12 protein-coding genes and 1 pseudogene are annotated in these 17,056 nt (G+C 53.6%); 6 read left to right on the top strand and 7 right to left on the bottom strand.

The window, feature by feature from the left end; translation table 11 throughout:
• Nucleotides 1–73: 73 nt before the first annotated feature.
• From BUB30_RS20210 to BUB30_RS20180, 7 genes and pseudogenes are all read right to left on the bottom strand, one after another.
• The gene (locus BUB30_RS20210; protein WP_073137608.1) at nucleotides 74–1,300 is read right to left on the bottom strand and encodes an MFS transporter; all 1,227 of its coding nucleotides are present in this window, start codon (nucleotides 1,298–1,300) and stop codon (nucleotides 74–76) included.
• A gap of 100 nt (nucleotides 1,301–1,400) precedes the next feature.
• Nucleotides 1,401–2,549, bottom strand: a pseudogene (locus tag BUB30_RS20205) (cystathionine gamma-synthase); the annotation flags it as partial.
• Between the two features lie 108 nt (nucleotides 2,550–2,657).
• Entirely contained in the window at nucleotides 2,658–3,059 is a 402-nt protein-coding gene (locus BUB30_RS20200; protein ID WP_073137604.1) for a hypothetical protein, read from the bottom strand.
• Nucleotides 3,056–3,679: a ParA family protein gene (locus BUB30_RS20195; RefSeq protein ID WP_073137602.1), complete on the bottom strand. Its 624-nt coding sequence runs from the start codon at nucleotides 3,677–3,679 to the stop codon at nucleotides 3,056–3,058. The genes BUB30_RS20200 and BUB30_RS20195 overlap by 4 nt, the downstream gene beginning before the upstream one ends.
• Before the next feature lie 201 nt (nucleotides 3,680–3,880).
• Entirely contained in the window at nucleotides 3,881–5,197 is a 1,317-nt protein-coding gene (locus tag BUB30_RS20190) for a dihydrolipoamide acetyltransferase family protein (protein WP_073137600.1), read from the bottom strand.
• Nucleotides 5,198–5,425: 228 nt separating this feature from the next.
• Complete coding sequence (locus BUB30_RS20185; protein ID WP_073137598.1) at nucleotides 5,426–7,870, bottom strand: DUF5686 family protein; 2,445 nt, start codon at nucleotides 7,868–7,870, stop codon at nucleotides 5,426–5,428.
• Between the two features lie 307 nt (nucleotides 7,871–8,177).
• A complete protein-coding gene (locus tag BUB30_RS20180) occupies nucleotides 8,178–9,449 on the bottom strand; it encodes a competence/damage-inducible protein A (RefSeq protein WP_073137596.1) in 1,272 nt (423 codons plus the stop codon).
• 83 nt (nucleotides 9,450–9,532) lie between these two features.
• Between BUB30_RS20180 and BUB30_RS20175 the strand changes: the two genes are divergently transcribed.
• From BUB30_RS20175 to paaN, 6 genes are all read left to right on the top strand, one after another.
• Nucleotides 9,533–10,549, top strand: coding sequence for a hypothetical protein (locus BUB30_RS20175; protein WP_143165010.1), 1,017 nt, complete (start codon nucleotides 9,533–9,535; stop codon nucleotides 10,547–10,549).
• 70 nt (nucleotides 10,550–10,619) lie between these two features.
• Nucleotides 10,620–11,183, top strand: a complete 564-nt coding sequence (locus tag BUB30_RS20170; protein WP_073137592.1) for an RNA polymerase sigma factor — start codon at nucleotides 10,620–10,622, stop codon at nucleotides 11,181–11,183.
• The gene (locus BUB30_RS20165; protein ID WP_073137589.1) at nucleotides 11,167–13,014 is read left to right on the top strand and encodes a hypothetical protein; all 1,848 of its coding nucleotides are present in this window, start codon (nucleotides 11,167–11,169) and stop codon (nucleotides 13,012–13,014) included. Before BUB30_RS20170 ends, BUB30_RS20165 begins: the two co-directional genes overlap by 17 nt.
• Before the next feature lie 152 nt (nucleotides 13,015–13,166).
• On the top strand, nucleotides 13,167–14,411 hold the full coding sequence (locus tag BUB30_RS20160; RefSeq protein ID WP_221408761.1) for a lactate 2-monooxygenase: 1,245 nt from the start codon (nucleotides 13,167–13,169) through the stop codon (nucleotides 14,409–14,411).
• Between the two features lie 188 nt (nucleotides 14,412–14,599).
• Nucleotides 14,600–15,325 carry a DUF4197 domain-containing protein gene (locus tag BUB30_RS20155; RefSeq protein ID WP_073137585.1) on the top strand — a complete coding sequence of 242 codons (726 nt, stop codon included), beginning with the start codon at nucleotides 14,600–14,602 and terminating at the stop codon, nucleotides 15,323–15,325.
• 58 nt (nucleotides 15,326–15,383) lie between these two features.
• A complete protein-coding gene (gene paaN, locus BUB30_RS20150; protein ID WP_073137583.1) occupies nucleotides 15,384–17,051 on the top strand; it encodes a phenylacetic acid degradation protein PaaN in 1,668 nt (555 codons plus the stop codon).
• The last annotated feature ends 5 nt before the right edge of the window (nucleotides 17,052–17,056 follow it).

The raw sequence follows: 17,056 nt of genomic DNA, 5'->3' as shown, positions 1-17,056 counted from the left end.
GTGAATCTTTTTACATGGAAAGATTGCAATAAAGTTAATCTTTCACAAGAACCATTTTGGCGCCAAAAGCCCGCTAGTCTATCTCCTCAAAATTCATATCGCGTCCAAAAGTCTCGTCAATAGCCCGCAGGGCAATAAAAGCGATGATAATCGTTGTCACACCAATTATCAGCGCGCCATGAATGTCGCCCACCTGCCCTCTCAAAAACTTAAAAGCAAGGGTCAGTGGAATAACCGTTCCCCGGATGAAGTTCGGCACTGTGGTGGCCACGGTCGACCGTAGGTTGGTCCCAAACTGCTCGGCAGCTATGGTCACAAACAAAGCCCAGTAACCGATGCCCACGCCGAGTAAAAAGCACACGAAATAAAAGAAGGTGGTCGTGTGCACAGGCATAAAAAGATACAGGAAAAAGAATGCTAAAGTGAGCAGTATAAAAACCGCGACGACTTTTTTCCGCGAGCCGATCGCCTGGCTGATGAGCCCGCTGGTCATATCGCCCGTGGCCAACCCGATGTAGCAATACATCACCGCGTCGCCGGCCAGCACCGTGCCTTGTATTCCCAACGTAGGCGCAAACTCCGGCGAGAACGTCACCAAAATACCGATGGTGAACCAGATGGGCAGACCGATAAAAATACACCCCATGAACTTCAGAAAGCGGCTGCGTTTTGTGAACAACTGGAAGAAGTTTCCCCGTTGAACATCCATCGTTTTTGTCTTCAGGAAAATGCCCGATTCGAACACACTCACGCGGGCTATGAGGAGCATCAATCCCAATCCTCCTCCAATAAAATAAGAGACGTGCCAGTCGTAGGCTTTCGAGAGAAAGTTGGCCACCACGGCACCCATCAAACCAACGGTGGCAATAACCGTTGTGCCATAACCACGCAAGTGCGTAGGCAACGTCTCCGAAACCAGCGTAACGCCTGCGCCAAGTTCTCCCGCAAGGCCAATGCCGGCAATGAACCGGAGCCATGCATACTGATCTACGGTGGCGGCAAAACCGTTGGCAATGTTGGCCAGCGAATACAACAGGATCGATCCGAACAATACCGAAAGCCTCCCGCGTTTATCGCCCATGATGCCCCAGATGATCCCCCCTACCAGCAAGCCTGCCATCTGAGATTGTATCAAAAACTCTCCCTGGGTTTGCAAGTCTCCCTCCGCGACACCCATTGCCATCAGGCTTGGACGGCGCACAATGCTAAACAGCAGCAGATCGTAGATATCAACAAAATAGCCCAGGGCGGCAACGATGACTGGAATGCTGAAAAGTTGTTTGAGATCTTTCTGATTCACGGTATTTGAAGTTTTAAACTATGCATCTCCAGCACCCTGCCGCCGTGCAGGCTTCCTGTTTAGGTTTCGGATGGATCATGAACGGGGGTTTGTTGCCTTCCTAGACTTTCGCCAAGGCCTGCGTCAGGTCTTCGATCAGATCGTCGGCATCCTCCACCCCGATGCTGAGGCGGATGAGCGAATCGAGCAGGCCGTTCTTGATGCGTTCTTCCTTGGGAATGCTGGCGTGCGTCATCGAGGCCGGGTGATTGATCAGAGACTCCACACCGCCGAGCGATTCGGCCAGCGAAAAAAGCGTCATGCTTTCCATGAGCTTCGTGGCTTTCTCCAGGCTGTCGTCTTTCAGGGTAAAGGAGAGCATGCCCCCAAAATCGCGCATCTGTTTTTTCGCGATGTCGTGATTGGGATGGTCGGTAAACCCGGGCCAATATACTTTCCCCACCTTGGGATGGGTATTCAAGAATTCGGCGATGCGCTTTCCGTTCAGGCAATGCCGCTCCATACGCAGGTGCAGCGTCTTGATGCCGCGCAACACGAGAAACGAATCCTGCGGACCGGGCACGGCACCACAAGAGTTTTGAAGAAAGGCCAGTTCCTGGTAAAGCTTCTCGTCGTTCATCACCAATGCGCCCATGATCACATCGGAGTGGCCGCTGAGATATTTCGTCACGGAATGCATCACGATGTCGGCGCCAAGGTCGAGCGGATTTTGGAGATACGGTGAGGCGAAGGTGTTGTCTACCGCCACCAGGATGTTTTTCTTCTTGGCGATGTCCACACATGCTTTGATGTCGATAATGTTCATCAACGGGTTGGTCGGCGTCTCCAGCCAAAACAGTTTCGTCTTGTCGTTTACTAGCGGTTGAATGTTCGCCGTCTTGGTGAGGTCGATGAAGTGGAATTTGATGCCGTATTTTTCAAACACGCGCTTGAACATGCGATAGGATCCGCCATACAGGTCGTTGGTGGTGATCACTTCATCTCCGGGGTTGAGCAGCTTGATCACGGCATCGGTCGCGCCCATGCCCGAGGAAAAACAAATGGCGAACTTGCCATTCTCGAGGGCGGCAATACTTTTCTGAAGCGCATTTCGCGTGGGGTTGGCGCCCCGCGCATAGGCATATCCTTTATGTTTCGCCGGCGACTCCTGCACATAGGTGGAGGTTTGATAGATCGGCGTCATGATCGCACCCGTCGACGGATCGGGTTCCACACCCGCGTGCACGGCTTTCGTTCCAAACTTCATATCATTTCTGTTTAGGGTATTTTCTCTTGGTCTGTGCCAGCAAACTTAACAACATAATTGGATTACCCATGAGGTGATCACCGGTCTCTTGTTGCCCTGCTGGGTCACAGGCTACTGTTTTTTCCAGTATTCGCGGATGGCCTCTTTCCAAAGATTGCCGCTCTTGAGATAGAGGGCCGTGTTGATAAGCATTTTATCTTCGGGGAGGGATTTCTTTTGTGTTTCCAGCGTCTGGATGATGAGGTCATACAGCTTCTGGCGAAAGAAAACGCCTTCCTTTTCAGACAGGGTTTTCAGGTCCTCCAGGATGCTGGCGGAGCTCACTTCCCCGGGCGTGGTGCTGGCCTGGGGTGCCGGTGGAGGGGCTTCCGCTTTCGGTTGCTCTTTGATCGCCGGGGCCGGGGGTGCAGTCTCTTCGATTTTCTCGCGCAAGGAAGGAGGCGACACCAGTGTGGCAGCCTGTTGTTTCAAAAATTCGTCGAGGTCTTTTAACGTGTTCTTTTTCTTGCTCATGCGAGAGTGTTCAGAATGGCTTGGGCGATGGGCTGATAGGCTTTTTCGGCCTCCAGCGTACTGAAATTTACGAAAAGATTTTTCTGAGGCACGATCACCGGCAGAATTATGGCATCCAGGTTTTTGAGGTGTTCACGCACGGTATAGAGGTTGGTGCCGCTGTGGATACGGTTGGGCAAGATGGCGATCTTCAACCGCGGGTTCAACTCGCGGGCCGGCGCCAGGTCGGCCACGGTCTGGTAGGTCACCAGCAGGTCGTTTTGGGTCAGGCTGGTCGGCACCACCACAATGTCGCTCACCAGGCAGAGCTTTTTGATCCCCTCGTCGGTGGTTTTGCCGGCGCTGTCCACGATAATGATGTCGTTCTTTTTGCTGGCTTTCAATTGGGACAGCTCGTCCGCCACCTGGGCATCACCCGAACCCAGCAGCTCGAAGCCTTTCACGCCGTCTTTGGCCTTGAACATCTCCATCTTCCGGAGGGTGTTCAACGTGTAGTTCGTGTCGGTTTCCACCAGCAGGATGCGTTTGCCCATGTGGTGCAGGGTGGTGGCCAGATTAATGGCGTTGGTGGTCTTTCCGGTGCCTCCTTTGCGGCTGATGAACGATACGATGCTGGACATGGACTCAAGTAAAATCCAATTTCTCAGAAATCAAAGGGCGTTTAAGTGCAAAGGCGCGGGGACGTAAGGTTAATGCAAAGATTTCCTTTGCTTGCCCGCCGAAGCTTCAGCGAAGGAGGGCGCCCTTTCTTGCTCGCCGACTTGCCCGCCGGAGCTTTAGCGAAGGCGGGAGCTTGAGCGAAGGCAACACGGCTAAAATCCTTACGCCGTCCGGTTCACGTCAAACTTCTCGAGGTAGTCGGCTACCCGGCGCACAAAGCTTCCTCCCAGCGCGCCGTCTACCACACGGTGGTCGTAGGAGTGCGAAAGGAACATCTTGTGGCGGATGGCGATCACATCGCCGTAGGGTGTCTCCAAAACGGATGGCTTCTTCTGAATGGCGCCCAGCGCAATGATACCCACCTGCGGTTGCATGATGATGGGTGTGCCCATCACGTTGCCGAACGATCCCACGTTGGAGATGGTGAAGGTGCCGCCCGCCAGTTCGTCGGGTTTGAGCTTGTTGTCGCGCGCGCGCTTGGCCAGGTCGTTGACGATCTTGGCCAGACCGCTGATGTTATATTGATCGGCATTGCGAATGACGGGCACAATGAGGTTGCCCGACGGCAGCGCCACGGCCATGCCGATGTTGATGTCTTTTTTCTTGATGATCTTGTCGCCATCCACCTGGATGTTCATCATGGGATAGTCCTTGATGGCATTGGCTACGGCTTCGATAAAGATCGGGGTAAACGTTAAGGTGTCGCCATCGCGTTTCTGGAACTCGTTCTTCATTTTGTTTCTCCAGAACACTACGCCGGTGACGTCGGCTTCCACAAAGGACGTTACGTGCGGGGCGGTGCGTTTGGAGTCGACCATGCGCTCGGCGATCATTTTGCGCATGCGGTCCATCTCGATGATCTCGTCTGCGCCGCTCACCGACACGGGCACTTTAGGTGCGCCGCCATTCGAGCCGATGTTTACGGCATGCTGCACCGCTTGTACCGTCGCGCCCAACTTGCGATGCTGCACATAGTCGAGCACATCTTTCTTGGTCACGCGGCCTTCTGACCCGGAGCCGGTGATGGTCTCCAACTCGGCCACGGTAATGCTTTCTTCTTTCGCGATGTTTTTCACCAGGGGGGAATAGAAACGCGAGCTGCCTTTGAAATCGACCGGTGCATGTGCACCGTTTCCATTGCCGTTCGCATGAACAGCCGTAGCGTGTGTTGCAACGGCAGGCATAGACGTCGTTTTTGCAGGCGCGACGGGGGCGCTTGCTGCAGCACCCGCCTCCACATTGGATTCGATGATGGCAATGGGACTGCCCACCTTCACTACGTCACCTTGCTTGGCGAGGATCTCTTTGAGCACGCCGGCATGTGTCGACGGCACTTCGGTGTCCACTTTATCGGTGGCCACTTCCAGCACGGATTCGTCCTGCTCAATTTTATCGCCGGGCTTTTTCAACCAGGATAAAATGGTGGCCTCCATAATGCTTTCGCCCATTTTAGGCATGATCAGTTCTACTTGCGCCATGAGTCTTTTCAATGGTTTCGCCGCAAGTTAACACTTTTGGCTTTTAAAAATATGGCTTGTTATGAGATCGTTTTCGATCCCGGATTTTCAAACTTTTATTTGGCGTATCGACCGCTTTGTAGAAGAAAGAGAAAGTCATCGGTTGGAGGATTTCCATACAAACATTAGCCAAAATGCCCGGCAACAAACCTGACAACCGGAAGTTTGCCCAAGGGTTCGGCACAGGAATCAGAAGGTGAACGTAAAGTTGATCCGATAAGCAAAATTGTCCTGCTGGTTGACGAAGCGATACGGGCCGTAGCGGTAAAAGACAGAGCCCCCGAAATTGAAGAAGCCCAACCCGAAGTAGGGTATCCGGATAATATTGTCCATCCCCACACCGGACTCCAGATATCCCTTGTCCATGCTTTGCATGAGCAGGTCCGTATGAAGCTGGCGGTGGTCCAAGGAACCGATGGCCGCGTTTTGAAAGATGAGCAGTTCGGGTTTTGAATATTTTTTATTGATCAGCACGTTCCCAAAATTATGACGCAGGAACAGACCGGCATATCGCGAGGCTGCAAATTCATATAAGCCCATGGTCTGGAAATAGCTTTCCACATAAAACGACGACGTCTTCGCCCCGCGGCCATTGAACAGTTTCCCATACGGCGCCACACCGTCGACCACACCACCCGTGAGATTGATGACCGTCTTTCCAAAGCCGCTGTATTTGGTCTGGTGCTTTATCGTGACATCATAGATCGTATAGTTGAAATCCGACGCATCGAAAAGGGGGATCGCCTTGGTGAGGGTGAACGTGACGACGGGGAACTTGTGTGTCAGAAATATTTTCTTGCCCCGCAGGCTGGTATAGTGCTCGCGACGCACATAGCGCACGGTGAACGCGGCTTCCGTGATGTTAAAAACGTCTGCCGGCTCGCCGCCCACTTCCAGGGTGTAGGGATAGGTTGGTCGGATCTGCTGGTGCGACAACGAAAGACGCGCGTGAATGCTGGGCAGGATGCGGTAGCCGAGTTCGGTTTTATAGTTGTCGATCCGGTCAAATCGCGATGCGGTCCACTGCCGGAACGATGCGCTGCTGAGGTATTGCCCTTCCTTGTTGTCGTGGAGGGAACCCGTCTCATAGATATCATGTGCGTAGGACAGGCGCAGGTACAAGTCGCGGTTCCGGTTAAACGTGAACTTCACCTCTCCGCCATACTTGGATTCCCGGTCGCTGATGCCATAGCCATAGTAGCCTCCCACCCGCACAAGTTTGGAAACGCGATCGTTGGTATACAGCCCCATCCCAAACCGGGCGCTCTCATAGGCATTGAACGACATCACCTTGCTCAAATCCACATCGGCCCACCCCACGGGGACTGTGCCGGTGACCAGCGCTTCAAAGACGCCGTCGAGCCAGCGAATTTTGCGCATGGCCGAATCCAGAAAGGTGTATGTGTTCAACTCGCGTCGCTCCAATGGCCGGATGCGATGGGTTTCCAGGATTGACGCGTTCAGATCTTTGCGCACGGGGGCGAGTTCCATCACGATGTCGCCAAATTCCTTTTTGTTTAATTCGGGATTGATCCGGACATCTCTTAAAAAATTGAGTTGCTGTGCTTTCATGCTTCGGCCGGCAAACACCAGGTCGTGAAAATCGAGATCGGTGTTGAGTTGTACGGGAAACCAATGCCCGTCTATTTTTTCATACTCTTGTTGAATGCGGATGCCCACCAACCCCACCGGATCGGCCGCCGTGGCCGCCACATTTTTCACCGCATAGCCATCCACCGCGATGGAGAGGATGCCTTCCAAACCGTTGAATAGTTTTTTGTCGCGCGGCGCGAATTGAATAACGTATACGGTATCCGCCTGGTAAAACGTGGTGTCCACCAGGTTGAAATCATAGCGCCGGAAGGTGCCGGGTTGCAGCGGGTTGATAAAGTCTTTTCCAAACAAGTTGATGTTCTCGTCATAGAACGCGAACGGCTGTCCGTCCATCGCGGCGCTGCTAAACATGGGGCTTTTGTATCCCGAAATGCGATAGGCCAACAACTCTTCCTTGACCTGTCCCGGATGCAACACTTTCTTCGTGGAAACCGACTCACTCAGAAACAGGTTCGCCGAGTCGGCGATGGCATCGAATTGCAACAGCGATTTCTGATCCTTGGTGAGCTTCACGCTATCGGGCCGTTGCCGGAGCGCCTGCATGATCGAGTCGGTCTTGTGATTGGGTTCGGATGGACTAATGATAAACTTGGAATAGGACGTGTAGCTATAGGAGCTCAGGTTTTCCGGATCGTTCTCTTTCCGATGCTCGATCGCCTGCCGGATGATCTTAAAAGCCGGATTCTCCCCCGAAAACACCGTGAACTCCGAAAGCACCGTCGACCCGGGTCTCAATCTCACCACGATCTTCCCGCGAAAAGCCTTCAAAGGCAATTTCATCTTCTGATAGCTTACATGCGAAAAATAAACCCATCCCTCATACCCCGCCGGAATACGAAGCGAAAAATTACCCTCCATATCCGAGTTGACACCATGCCGCCCGTCTTGCAGGGCAATGCTTACAAAGGCCACCGGCTGAGCACTGACGCTGTCGATGACGCGGCCGTGGATAGTGGTCTGCGCGTGAGCATGCGCAGTGGCAATCGAGAAAAGGAACGCACAGAGAAAACGTAGGTTCATTTAATGGGTGCTTAGATTTCAGGAGCCAGAATCCAGGAGCCAGGAGCCAGTAGTCAGTAGTCAGTATTCAGTAGCCAGAATTCAGTATTCAGTAGTCAGTATTCAGAATCCAGATTAGAATCCGGAGCTAGAATTTAAGAACAAGAAGCCATCGTTATGGCCGAAGTCCTTTTTTGGGCCGAATGGTATCTGTTTGGTCGGGGATTTACCAAATGCAGAGCAAATACAAAAATACAAGTTCCCTTGAATTTACTCCCTGAATACAATTCTAACTCCAGGCTACTGACTACTGGCTACTAGCTACTGACTACTGGGTCCTGACTACCGATTTCCCCACATTCTGCCGTATCAAATTCAACACGGCCACCGATGCCATCTTAATATTGATCTCCCGGTCTGGGGAAAGTTGCAGCTTTCGTGTGACCGTTTTGTCCTTGTCCGAAAAAGCGATCCAGACCGTGCCTACCGGTTTCTCCGGCGTGGCTCCGCCTGGGCCGGCGATGCCGCTGGTAGCCACTCCGATGTGGGTGTTGAATTTGGCGCGGACAATGTTGGCCATTTCGATGATGGTGGGCTCGCTCACGGCCCCGTATTTTTCCAGCACCTCAGGTCTCACCCCAAGCTGGCGCATTTTTATGTCGTAGGAATAGGGGATCATGGTGCCCAGGTAGTAGTCGGAGCAGCCCGGCACGCTGGTGATGAGATGTGAGAGATATCCTCCGGTACAGCTCTCGGCAATGGAGAGTGTGAGCTTGGCTTCGCGCAGCAGTTTGCCCACCATCACTTCCAGGGGTTCTTCGCCATGACCATAGATGAAACTGCCGGCGATAGTTTGCAATTGGTCACTGAGGGCGTCGGTCTCTGCTTTCAGTTCTGCTTCGGTGTCGCCGATGGCCGTGAGCCGCAGCTTCACTTCGCCGAGGCTGGGCAGGTAGGCCAGCTTGATGTGTGGCGGCAGGGCATTTTCCCATGCGGCAATTTTCTCGGCCAGGAACGATTCGCCAATGCCCACCGTGCGGATCACCTTGTGCACGATGACGGGTGTGGAGAAGGTCTGTTTTAGTTTGGGGATGACGAGGTCGGTCATCATGCGTTTCATCTCGTGTGGCACGCCCGGCATGGAGACAAACACTTTTCCGTTTCGATGGAACCACATGCCCGGGGCGGTGCCCATTTTGTTGGTGATCTTTTCACAACACTCCGGCAACGCGGCTTGCTGACGGTTCACGGCCGTGAGCTCGCGACCGCGGCTGGCAAAAAATGCCGTTACCTCTGCCAGGGCTTCTTCGTTCATTTTCAGACCGCAGCCAAAGTATTTGGCCAGGCAGGGCTTGGTCAGGTCGTCGTTGGTCGGGCCCAGGCCGCCGGTGATGAGCACGATGTCCACGCGTTGTTCAGCTTCGGCCAAAGCGGTGAGGATCTCGCCCTCAACGTCGCCCACACTGGTTTTGCGCACTACTTTGATGCCGGCCAGGCCGAGTTCGATACTCATCCATTGGGCGTTGGTGTCGGTGATTTGTCCGTAAAGGATTTCGTCTCCTATCGTGAGGAGCTCGGCGGTTATGGTTCTGTGGTTCATTATTTTTAAAAAAAATTTATCAGCCTGTCCAACGTTATCTCCCCGCAAAAGGTCTTACCCGGTGGAAGCCTAATCGTACAAACATGAAAACAACTAAAATATTCCTGAAGTCAGAAATTCTTTTCGGGATTTTATTGATGAGTGCCCTGGCGCTCTGTTTTACAGCATGCGACACCCTGAAAGAAGACCCCGACGTGCTCAACCCCACCACAGATCTGAATGGCACTGAAGTTTATGTATCCAACAACCGCGCGTCCGTCATCGACCTGAACGAGATGATCCGGACGAACCTGCCGGTGACCCTGTCGGTGACACAGCCCACCAGCAAAGGCAAGCTTTCCTCCCTCGGCCTGGGGCTGTTGCGTTATGCCCCCAACAACCGGAACGCCAGCACACGCGACACCTTTGAATTCACCGTTTATTCTGAAAGTCACGAAATATTGGCCAAGGATACGGTAGTGATCGTGGTAGAGCCCGACTCCACCAAACTGCCCTGCGGCCTCTACCCGGCCGACGACTACGTTTACAATTTCCACGGCGACCACCCCCTCACCATCGATGTATTGGCCAACGACAAGCTTTGTGGCATCGACACCCTCGACTACCAGGTAAGCGTTTTCTGGCAAGGCAACAACACCGGCCCGCGTCATGGCAGTGCGGACGTGGTGAACAACAAGATCATCTACACGGCTGGCGCGTCTTACACGAAAGGCGACTCGCTCCTCTACAAGATCCAGTCACGCGACATGAAAAAGCTTTCTTTCGGCTACGTCTACATCTCTGCCGCCCCCAAGACGCCCGCGTGCACATTCAAGTTGCTGGGCGACACGCTCCAGATCAACCCCGACACGTTAAAGGCCGACACCGTATTGCTTCGCGTCTTTGCCAACGACAATCTTTGCGATACCACGTCGTACGGCTATACGCTGAGCATTGCCAAGGCTCCGTTGTACGGGCAGGCACGGATCGGTTGGGATGGTGTAACGTATACGCCAGACAACCTGCCGGCGGGCACTTCGCGTACCGATTCGCTGCGCTATCAATTGTGTCGCGACGCCGTGTGCCGGCAGGCGAAAGTGGTCATCAAAGTAAGCCGTTAACCTTCGACATGACCCTAAAAAAATACTCCTCACAGGCCTTCCCGCAAGGGAGGGCTTCTACCGTTACTGCATGAGCCGCCATTACGATTTATTCGAACGCTGCAAGCAGGGCGAGCCCAAGGCACAGCGCATGTTATACGATCTTTTCAAAGGCAAGCTGATGGGCCTGTGCCGCCGCTATACGCGCGACCGCGAGCAAGCGCAGGATGTTTTGCAGGATGCGTTTGTAAAAATATTCACCAACCTGAACCAGCTGGCGTCGCCCGAAAAACTGGAAGCCTGGATGAAGGCCACCGTGGTGCACACCGCCATCAATCAATATCACCGCACCAAGAAGCATGATATGATCTTTACACCGGCAACCGAAAACGAAAACCAGGATGGCGCAGAGTTGTACACCGACATCCAAAATTTTTCAGATGAATACCTGCTCACCCTCATCAACGAATTGCCCGACGGCTGTCGGGTGGTGTTCAACTTGTTTGCCATCGAAGGCTATAGCCATGCCGAGATCGCCGACATGCTGCAGGTGACGGAGGGCACTTCGCGTTCGCAGTTCCACCACGCGAAACTGCTGCTGAAAAAAAAATTAAAATGTCAGAACCTGACACATTACTATGAAAAACTTGCGTGAACACGAAGCGTTCAAGGCGCTGGAAAACCGCCTGAGCAACTACACGGAGCAACCCGACGACGACCTCTGGCAAAAGATCGCCGCCGGCCTGCCGTCGAGCAAACCGGTATGGTCACCGTGGATGAATCAATTTGCCGGGATCGTGGTGGTGGCGGCTTTGGGCTGGGCTTTGGGGTATAGGTCGGCTCAGGAGGCTGGAGGTAATCCGCTGGCCATCGCTCAACCAAAGTCAGCATCCCTGGAGAGCATCGTGCCGGATCATGCAACCGGGTCGCAAATTCGTGAGGAGAATGCAGGTGCAAAAGATGCTTTGCCGCAGGCCGGCCAACAAGGACTCACCCCTGACACCTTTACGAACAAAAAAAGCACGCGATCAAATCAGCGGCCGGGGTCATCTTTACCTGATGCAGGTTCAGGCATAAGTTCGAAAGTAAGGGGTGCACGTTCGTTGAGTCAACCTTCAGGATCAGCACGTGATCTGTCATCCGATTTCGATTCACAAACCGGGGCACGTCCCCCGGCAAGCCAGGCTTCAGGCTCATCGCTCGTTTCATCCATCGACCCGGCATCGAACCAGGATCGTCATTCCAATTTACAACCGGATCAAAGCACATCGTACACAGAGGCCAAAGCGTTTGATGCGGTCGCTGACAGATCCCTGGGATCTGCGAAACAAGAATCTTCACTTAACAATTTATCGTCCCACGATCGGCAACCGATCAAACCGGCGGATAGAACCAGATCGACAACGACACTATCAACACCGGAGGCAAAAGCGTTTGATGTGGTCGCCGACGGATCTCAGGGATCGGCAAAACAGGAATCTTCTCTTAACAACTTATCATCTCAAGGTCTGCAAGCGATCAAACCGGACGGAACTAAATCTACAACGACCCTATCAACAACGGAGACAAAAGCGTTTGATGGGGCAGACGTCGGATCCGTGGGATCTGCGAAACAAGAATCTTCACTTCACCCCTCATCAGCCAACGGTCCGCAGGCAATCAAACCGGCAGATGGCATTAAATCATCAACGACCTTGTCAACACAAAATTTACACAGCCAACCCATCGCTGGCGATTCATCCCAACAGGAAAAGGTTTTTACCAATCTATCCAATGCAGACTCTGCTGTCACAGACGGGCAAAGGCCCCTCCCCTATAACCGCCCAAAAAAGAAACGGGAGGGCATTTCATTTTACGCGCTGTTCAGCCCCACCCTCTCCTTTCACACCGCCACACCCTCGGCTCGCGACGGGGTGATCATTCAGAAATTCAACAAGCCTTCCATCCTTTCGGCCGACAGGCTTGGGCTTGGGTTGGAGTTTGGCGTGCAGGGTCGATTGGCAAAGAAGCTTGAGTACTTCGCAGGTTTGTCGGTCTATCACCAGTCGCAAACCTTGCGATACACCTATCAAAGCTCAGGCAGCTTCGTCATCCAAAATAGTGGCGACGATCTTTCCTATACTGTCGAACCGAACACGACAGAGCGTTCTGTTTCCTACAGCATGCTGAACGTCGGCGCACAGGCCGGCGTTTTGTATACGCTGAAGGAAAGCCGGCTTTCGCATAAGATCGGGCTGGGACTTCAATATCAAAAAGGGCTGAGCCATGCTTCATCCGGCGAGCCTTATGACAACGCCTCATCCAGTTATTTGAACTACCAGGTATTGTATCGCGCCGAGATGACGCTGAATGGTCACCTCACGGTCATCGTACAGCCCTCTGTTACGCGGACCTGGCTGGTGAACGAAACGCTCCAGGTTCCTTTCACGCTGAAGCAATACCGGCCGGGTGTCAGTATCGGTCTTTTGTACAAGTTCACGCGATAATATTTTTCGTTTGATGCTCAAGCTGATTTCTGCCCAGCAACAAACGTATATGTCGTAACTCATTTCTCCCGGTCCGTCGCTTAGAATTGGCCCGGCCGTTGTAGAAGTGCGACCAATAAATGTTATCTTCCCTGCTCACATCCGCTCATGCTATGTGGCAAAAAGAAATTTATCTGAAAGGCTTTGCCGGGATAGCCCCCAAAGTGAACATCGACTTCGCACGGTTGGAAGAAGCTGCGGCCGGGGTGATGAGTCCTGAAGCGTTCGCCTATGTGGCCGGTGGCGCCGGACGGGAAAGCACGATGCGCCACAACCGCGAAGCCTTTGAGAAATACAAGATCGTGCCGCGCATGCTGCGCAACGTAGGCGAGCGCGACACCTCTATCACACTCTTCGGACAGAAACTTCCAACACCTTTTCTGCTCTCCCCCATCGGAGTGTTGGAAATGGTGCATAAGGAAGCCGACGTCGCCGTGGCCCGGGCAGCGGCCCAACTGGGTGTGCCTTACATTTTTTCCAACCAGGCTTCGCGGCCCATGGAAGCCTGCGCGGCAGTCATGCACCAGTCACCCCGTTGGTTCCAGCTCTACTGGAGTAAATCGAATGAGCTTGTCGCCAGTTTTGTGAAACGCGCGGAGCAATGCGGCTGCTCGGCCATAGCCGTCACCCTGGACACCACCTTGTTGGGTTGGCGCACGCGCGACCTGGAACTGGCCTACCTTCCCTTCCTGGAAGGCAAAGGCATTGCCCAATACACGAGCGATCCCGTCTTTCAAAAAATGCTGGAGCTGCCCGACGACGCGCCCGATATGAAACGGCACGTCACGCTCCGAACCTTGCAGGGTCTGGTGTCGATGGTGAACCGCTATCCCGGAAACGGTTTTCTGAAAAAGCTGTTGTCGGGCAAACCCGTGAAGGCCGTGCGCACTTTCGTCTCAACCTATTCCAACCCCTGCACCACGTGGGAAGACCTGGCCTTCCTTCGCTCCTGCACAAAACTCCCGATCGTGCTGAAAGGCATCCTTCACCCTGACGACGCCTTGAAAGCCATCGACCACGGCATGGACGGCATCTTCATCTCCAACCACGGCGGCCGCCAGGTGGATGGCGCCATCGGGACCCTGCAGGCATTGCCGGCGATCGCGGCCGTGGTGAACAAAAAAATTCCCATCCTGCTCGACAGCGGTATCCGCGGTGGCGCCGATGCGTTCAAGGCGCTGGCCTTGGGGGCTACCGCGGTTTGCATCGGGCGGCCCTATGCCTATGGCCTGGCCTTGGCCGGTGAGGAAGGCGTGACGGAGGTGCTCAACAATTTCATCACCGACTTTGATCTGACCCTGGGGCTATCGGGTTGCCGGTCTGTTGCGGAGGTATCGGCGCAAAACCTGGTTACCTAAATTAGTCGTTGTAAATCACTTCGTTGCGTTTTAAGCGACAGACCCTATTGCCGATTAGCAAAGGACTTTTCTACCTTGCACGAGACAACCGGTGGTGACGCGCCGTCTCCCCGCGATCTGAAAACACCGGCACGGTTATCGTTTGTATTCTTTACCATAGCATTTTAATTTTTTTAAACTCCAGAAGAATGAAAAGAGTGTTTTTCGCCGTATGGATCGGCATGTGTCTCGGATGTACGTCAGCACAAATCAACAGCGCGTTGAGCGAAGTGAACAAGGTAGCGGGCTCGCAGCAACAGGCCCTCACCACCGCTGAAGTGGGCGATGGTCTGAAAGAGGCCCTGATCAAAGGGATCAGCAACGGCTCAGACCTCGCGTCACAATTGGATGGCTATTTTAAGAATCCAGAAATAAAAATCCCGTTCCCGCCCGAAGTGAAAAAAGTAGAGGATAAACTTCGCCAGGTTGGGCTGGGCAATGAAGTAGATAAATTTGTGCTCACCCTCAACCGCGGGGCCGAAGACGCCGCCAAGGAAGCCAAGCCGATCTTTATCACCGCCATCAAATCCATGACCATCGAGGACGCATGGGGCATTCTGAGAGGACAACCCGATGCCGCCACCCAATACCTGAAGCGCACCACCACGGCACAGCTGAAAGAAAAATTCAAACCCGTCATCCAAAACTCACTCAACAAAGTGAACGCCACAAAATACTATGGCGACATCGTGACACAGTACAACAAAATTCCTTTCACCGACGACGTGAACCCCAACCTGGACGACTACGCGACCGATCGCGCCATCGAAGGCTTGTTCACCATGATCGCGAAAGAAGAAAAAAATATCCGCCAGGACCCCGTGGCCCGCACCACGGAACTGCTGAAAAAAGTTTTCGGCGCACAGCAACCGTAAGCCCGTTGCTGCGTATGGATTGACTTAGGATTTTGGTTTAAAAAACAACCCTTTTATCATGAGCCTTTTTGAAAAACACAAACCCCTGCTGGAGCAAGCCATCGACGCCTTGCACGCCCGCACCTTCTATGCCGCCTTTCCCGAAGCCCCGGCCCCGGCCGTGTATGGCGAATCGGCCGACAGCAACGGCAAGGAAAAATTTCAGAACGCCCTCGGTAAAAAGTTTGATGAGTTGCTCCAACCTAATCCCACGACCTGGATCGGCCGCGAAGAGTCGCCCTACACCCAAGATGCCCTGGGCATCACCTACCCGGTCTTCACTCCCGACGTGCTGATCGAACGCGCCACCGCCGCCTTTCATGTTTGGCGCAAAGTGAGCGCAACCGACCGCACGGGAATTTTATTAGAGTCGCTGGCGCGGATCAAAGAACGCTTCTTTGAGATCGCCTACGCCACCATGCACACCACCGGCCAAGGTTACATGATGGCCTTCCAGACGTCGGGCCCGCATGCGGCCGACCGTGCATTGGAAGCCATTGCTGCCGGCTATGAGGAATTGCAACGCTATCCGTCTGCGGCCTTGTGGGATAAGCCCATGGGGAAATTCAACATACAACTGAACAAGGAATGGCGTGCCATACCAAAAGGAATTTCCGTTGTGATCGGTTGCTCGACATTCCCGACCTGGAATTCGGTGACAGGCATTTATGGAAGTCTCATCACTGGCAACCCCGTCATCGTGAAGCCGCACCCCGGCGCGGTGTTGCCCATCGCCATTTTTGTTTCGGAGATCCAGCATGTTCTCAAAGCCAACAACCTCGACCCCAACATCTGCCAACTGGCCGTTGACACGATCGAACAACCCATCGCCAAAGTGCTGGCCGAACATCCCTCGGTGAGATTGATCGACTTCACCGGCAACTCCGTGTTCGGCAGCTACCTCGAGACACTGCAAGGCAAGACCGTGTTCACCGAAAAGACCGGCGTCAATTCCGTGATCCTCGATTCGGTGGACGATGCCGATAAGGTGGCCGCCAACCTGGCGTTCTCCGTCAACCTCTACAGCGGCCAGATGTGCACGGCGCCGCAGAACTTCTACATCCCTGCGACCGGCATTAAAACCCCATCCGGAACCTTAAGCTTCGACGACTTCGCGCAAAAATTTGCAGACAACATTACAAGCCTTGTCGATAATCCGAAGGCAGGGCCTTATGTGTTGGGTGCTGTGCAAAACCAGAAGACCAGCGAACGCGTGTTGGAGGCGGAGAAGCTGCCCGGTAAAGTTTGGCTGAAATCGCGGTCGTTCGAAAATCCTATGTTCAAGAATGCCCGCGTGGCTACGCCTGTGGTGGTGGAAGTGGATGCAGGCAAAAAAGATGTTTTCAGCAAGGAATTGTTCGGTCCCATCGTGCTGCTGATTAAAACCAAAGATACCAACCAGTCCATAGCGCTGGCCCAAGAGATGGCCCTCCGACATGGCGCCATTTCCTGTGGTGCGTATACAACGGATGCGGCGGTGCGCGAGAAGATCGCGGATGAAATGTCGTTGGCGGCTACACCGGTGTCGTTCAATCTTACGGGGGGTATTTATATGAATCAGAACGCGGCGTTTTCGGATTTCCATGTAACTGGTGGGAATCCAGCGGGGAATGCGTCATTTACTAACCCCGACTACGTGACGAAGCGGTTTACGTGGGTGGGGCACCGGGAGCCAGTGAAATCGTAGGGAAA

It is taken from the genome of Chryseolinea serpens (assembly GCF_900129725.1).
GTDB classification, from domain to species: domain Bacteria; phylum Bacteroidota; class Bacteroidia; order Cytophagales; family Cyclobacteriaceae; genus Chryseolinea; species Chryseolinea serpens.
Note: the sequence above shows the minus strand (reverse complement) of the source record. Positions and strands in the feature narration are given on the sequence as shown.

What these genes read in the sequence shown, in the direction of transcription:
- BUB30_RS20180 (WP_073137596.1), bottom strand. Translation starts at nt 9,449, where the DNA reads ATGAACCACAGAACCATAACCGCCGAGCTCCTCACGATAGGAGACGAA.
- BUB30_RS20185 (WP_073137598.1), bottom strand. Translation starts at nt 7,870, where the DNA reads ATGAACCTACGTTTTCTCTGTGCGTTCCTTTTCTCGATTGCCACTGCG.
- BUB30_RS20190 (WP_073137600.1), bottom strand. Translation starts at nt 5,197, where the DNA reads ATGGCGCAAGTAGAACTGATCATGCCTAAAATGGGCGAAAGCATTATG.
- BUB30_RS20195 (WP_073137602.1), bottom strand. Translation starts at nt 3,679, where the DNA reads ATGTCCAGCATCGTATCGTTCATCAGCCGCAAAGGAGGCACCGGAAAG.
- BUB30_RS20170 (WP_073137592.1), top strand. Translation starts at nt 10,620, where the DNA reads ATGAGCCGCCATTACGATTTATTCGAACGCTGCAAGCAGGGCGAGCCC.
- BUB30_RS20200 (WP_073137604.1), bottom strand. Translation starts at nt 3,059, where the DNA reads ATGAGCAAGAAAAAGAACACGTTAAAAGACCTCGACGAATTTTTGAAA.
- BUB30_RS20155 (WP_073137585.1), top strand. Translation starts at nt 14,600, where the DNA reads ATGAAAAGAGTGTTTTTCGCCGTATGGATCGGCATGTGTCTCGGATGT.
- paaN (WP_073137583.1), top strand. Translation starts at nt 15,384, where the DNA reads ATGAGCCTTTTTGAAAAACACAAACCCCTGCTGGAGCAAGCCATCGAC.
- BUB30_RS20160 (WP_221408761.1), top strand. Translation starts at nt 13,167, where the DNA reads ATGTGGCAAAAAGAAATTTATCTGAAAGGCTTTGCCGGGATAGCCCCC.
- BUB30_RS20165 (WP_073137589.1), top strand. Translation starts at nt 11,167, where the DNA reads ATGAAAAACTTGCGTGAACACGAAGCGTTCAAGGCGCTGGAAAACCGC.
- BUB30_RS20175 (WP_143165010.1), top strand. Translation starts at nt 9,533, where the DNA reads ATGAAAACAACTAAAATATTCCTGAAGTCAGAAATTCTTTTCGGGATT.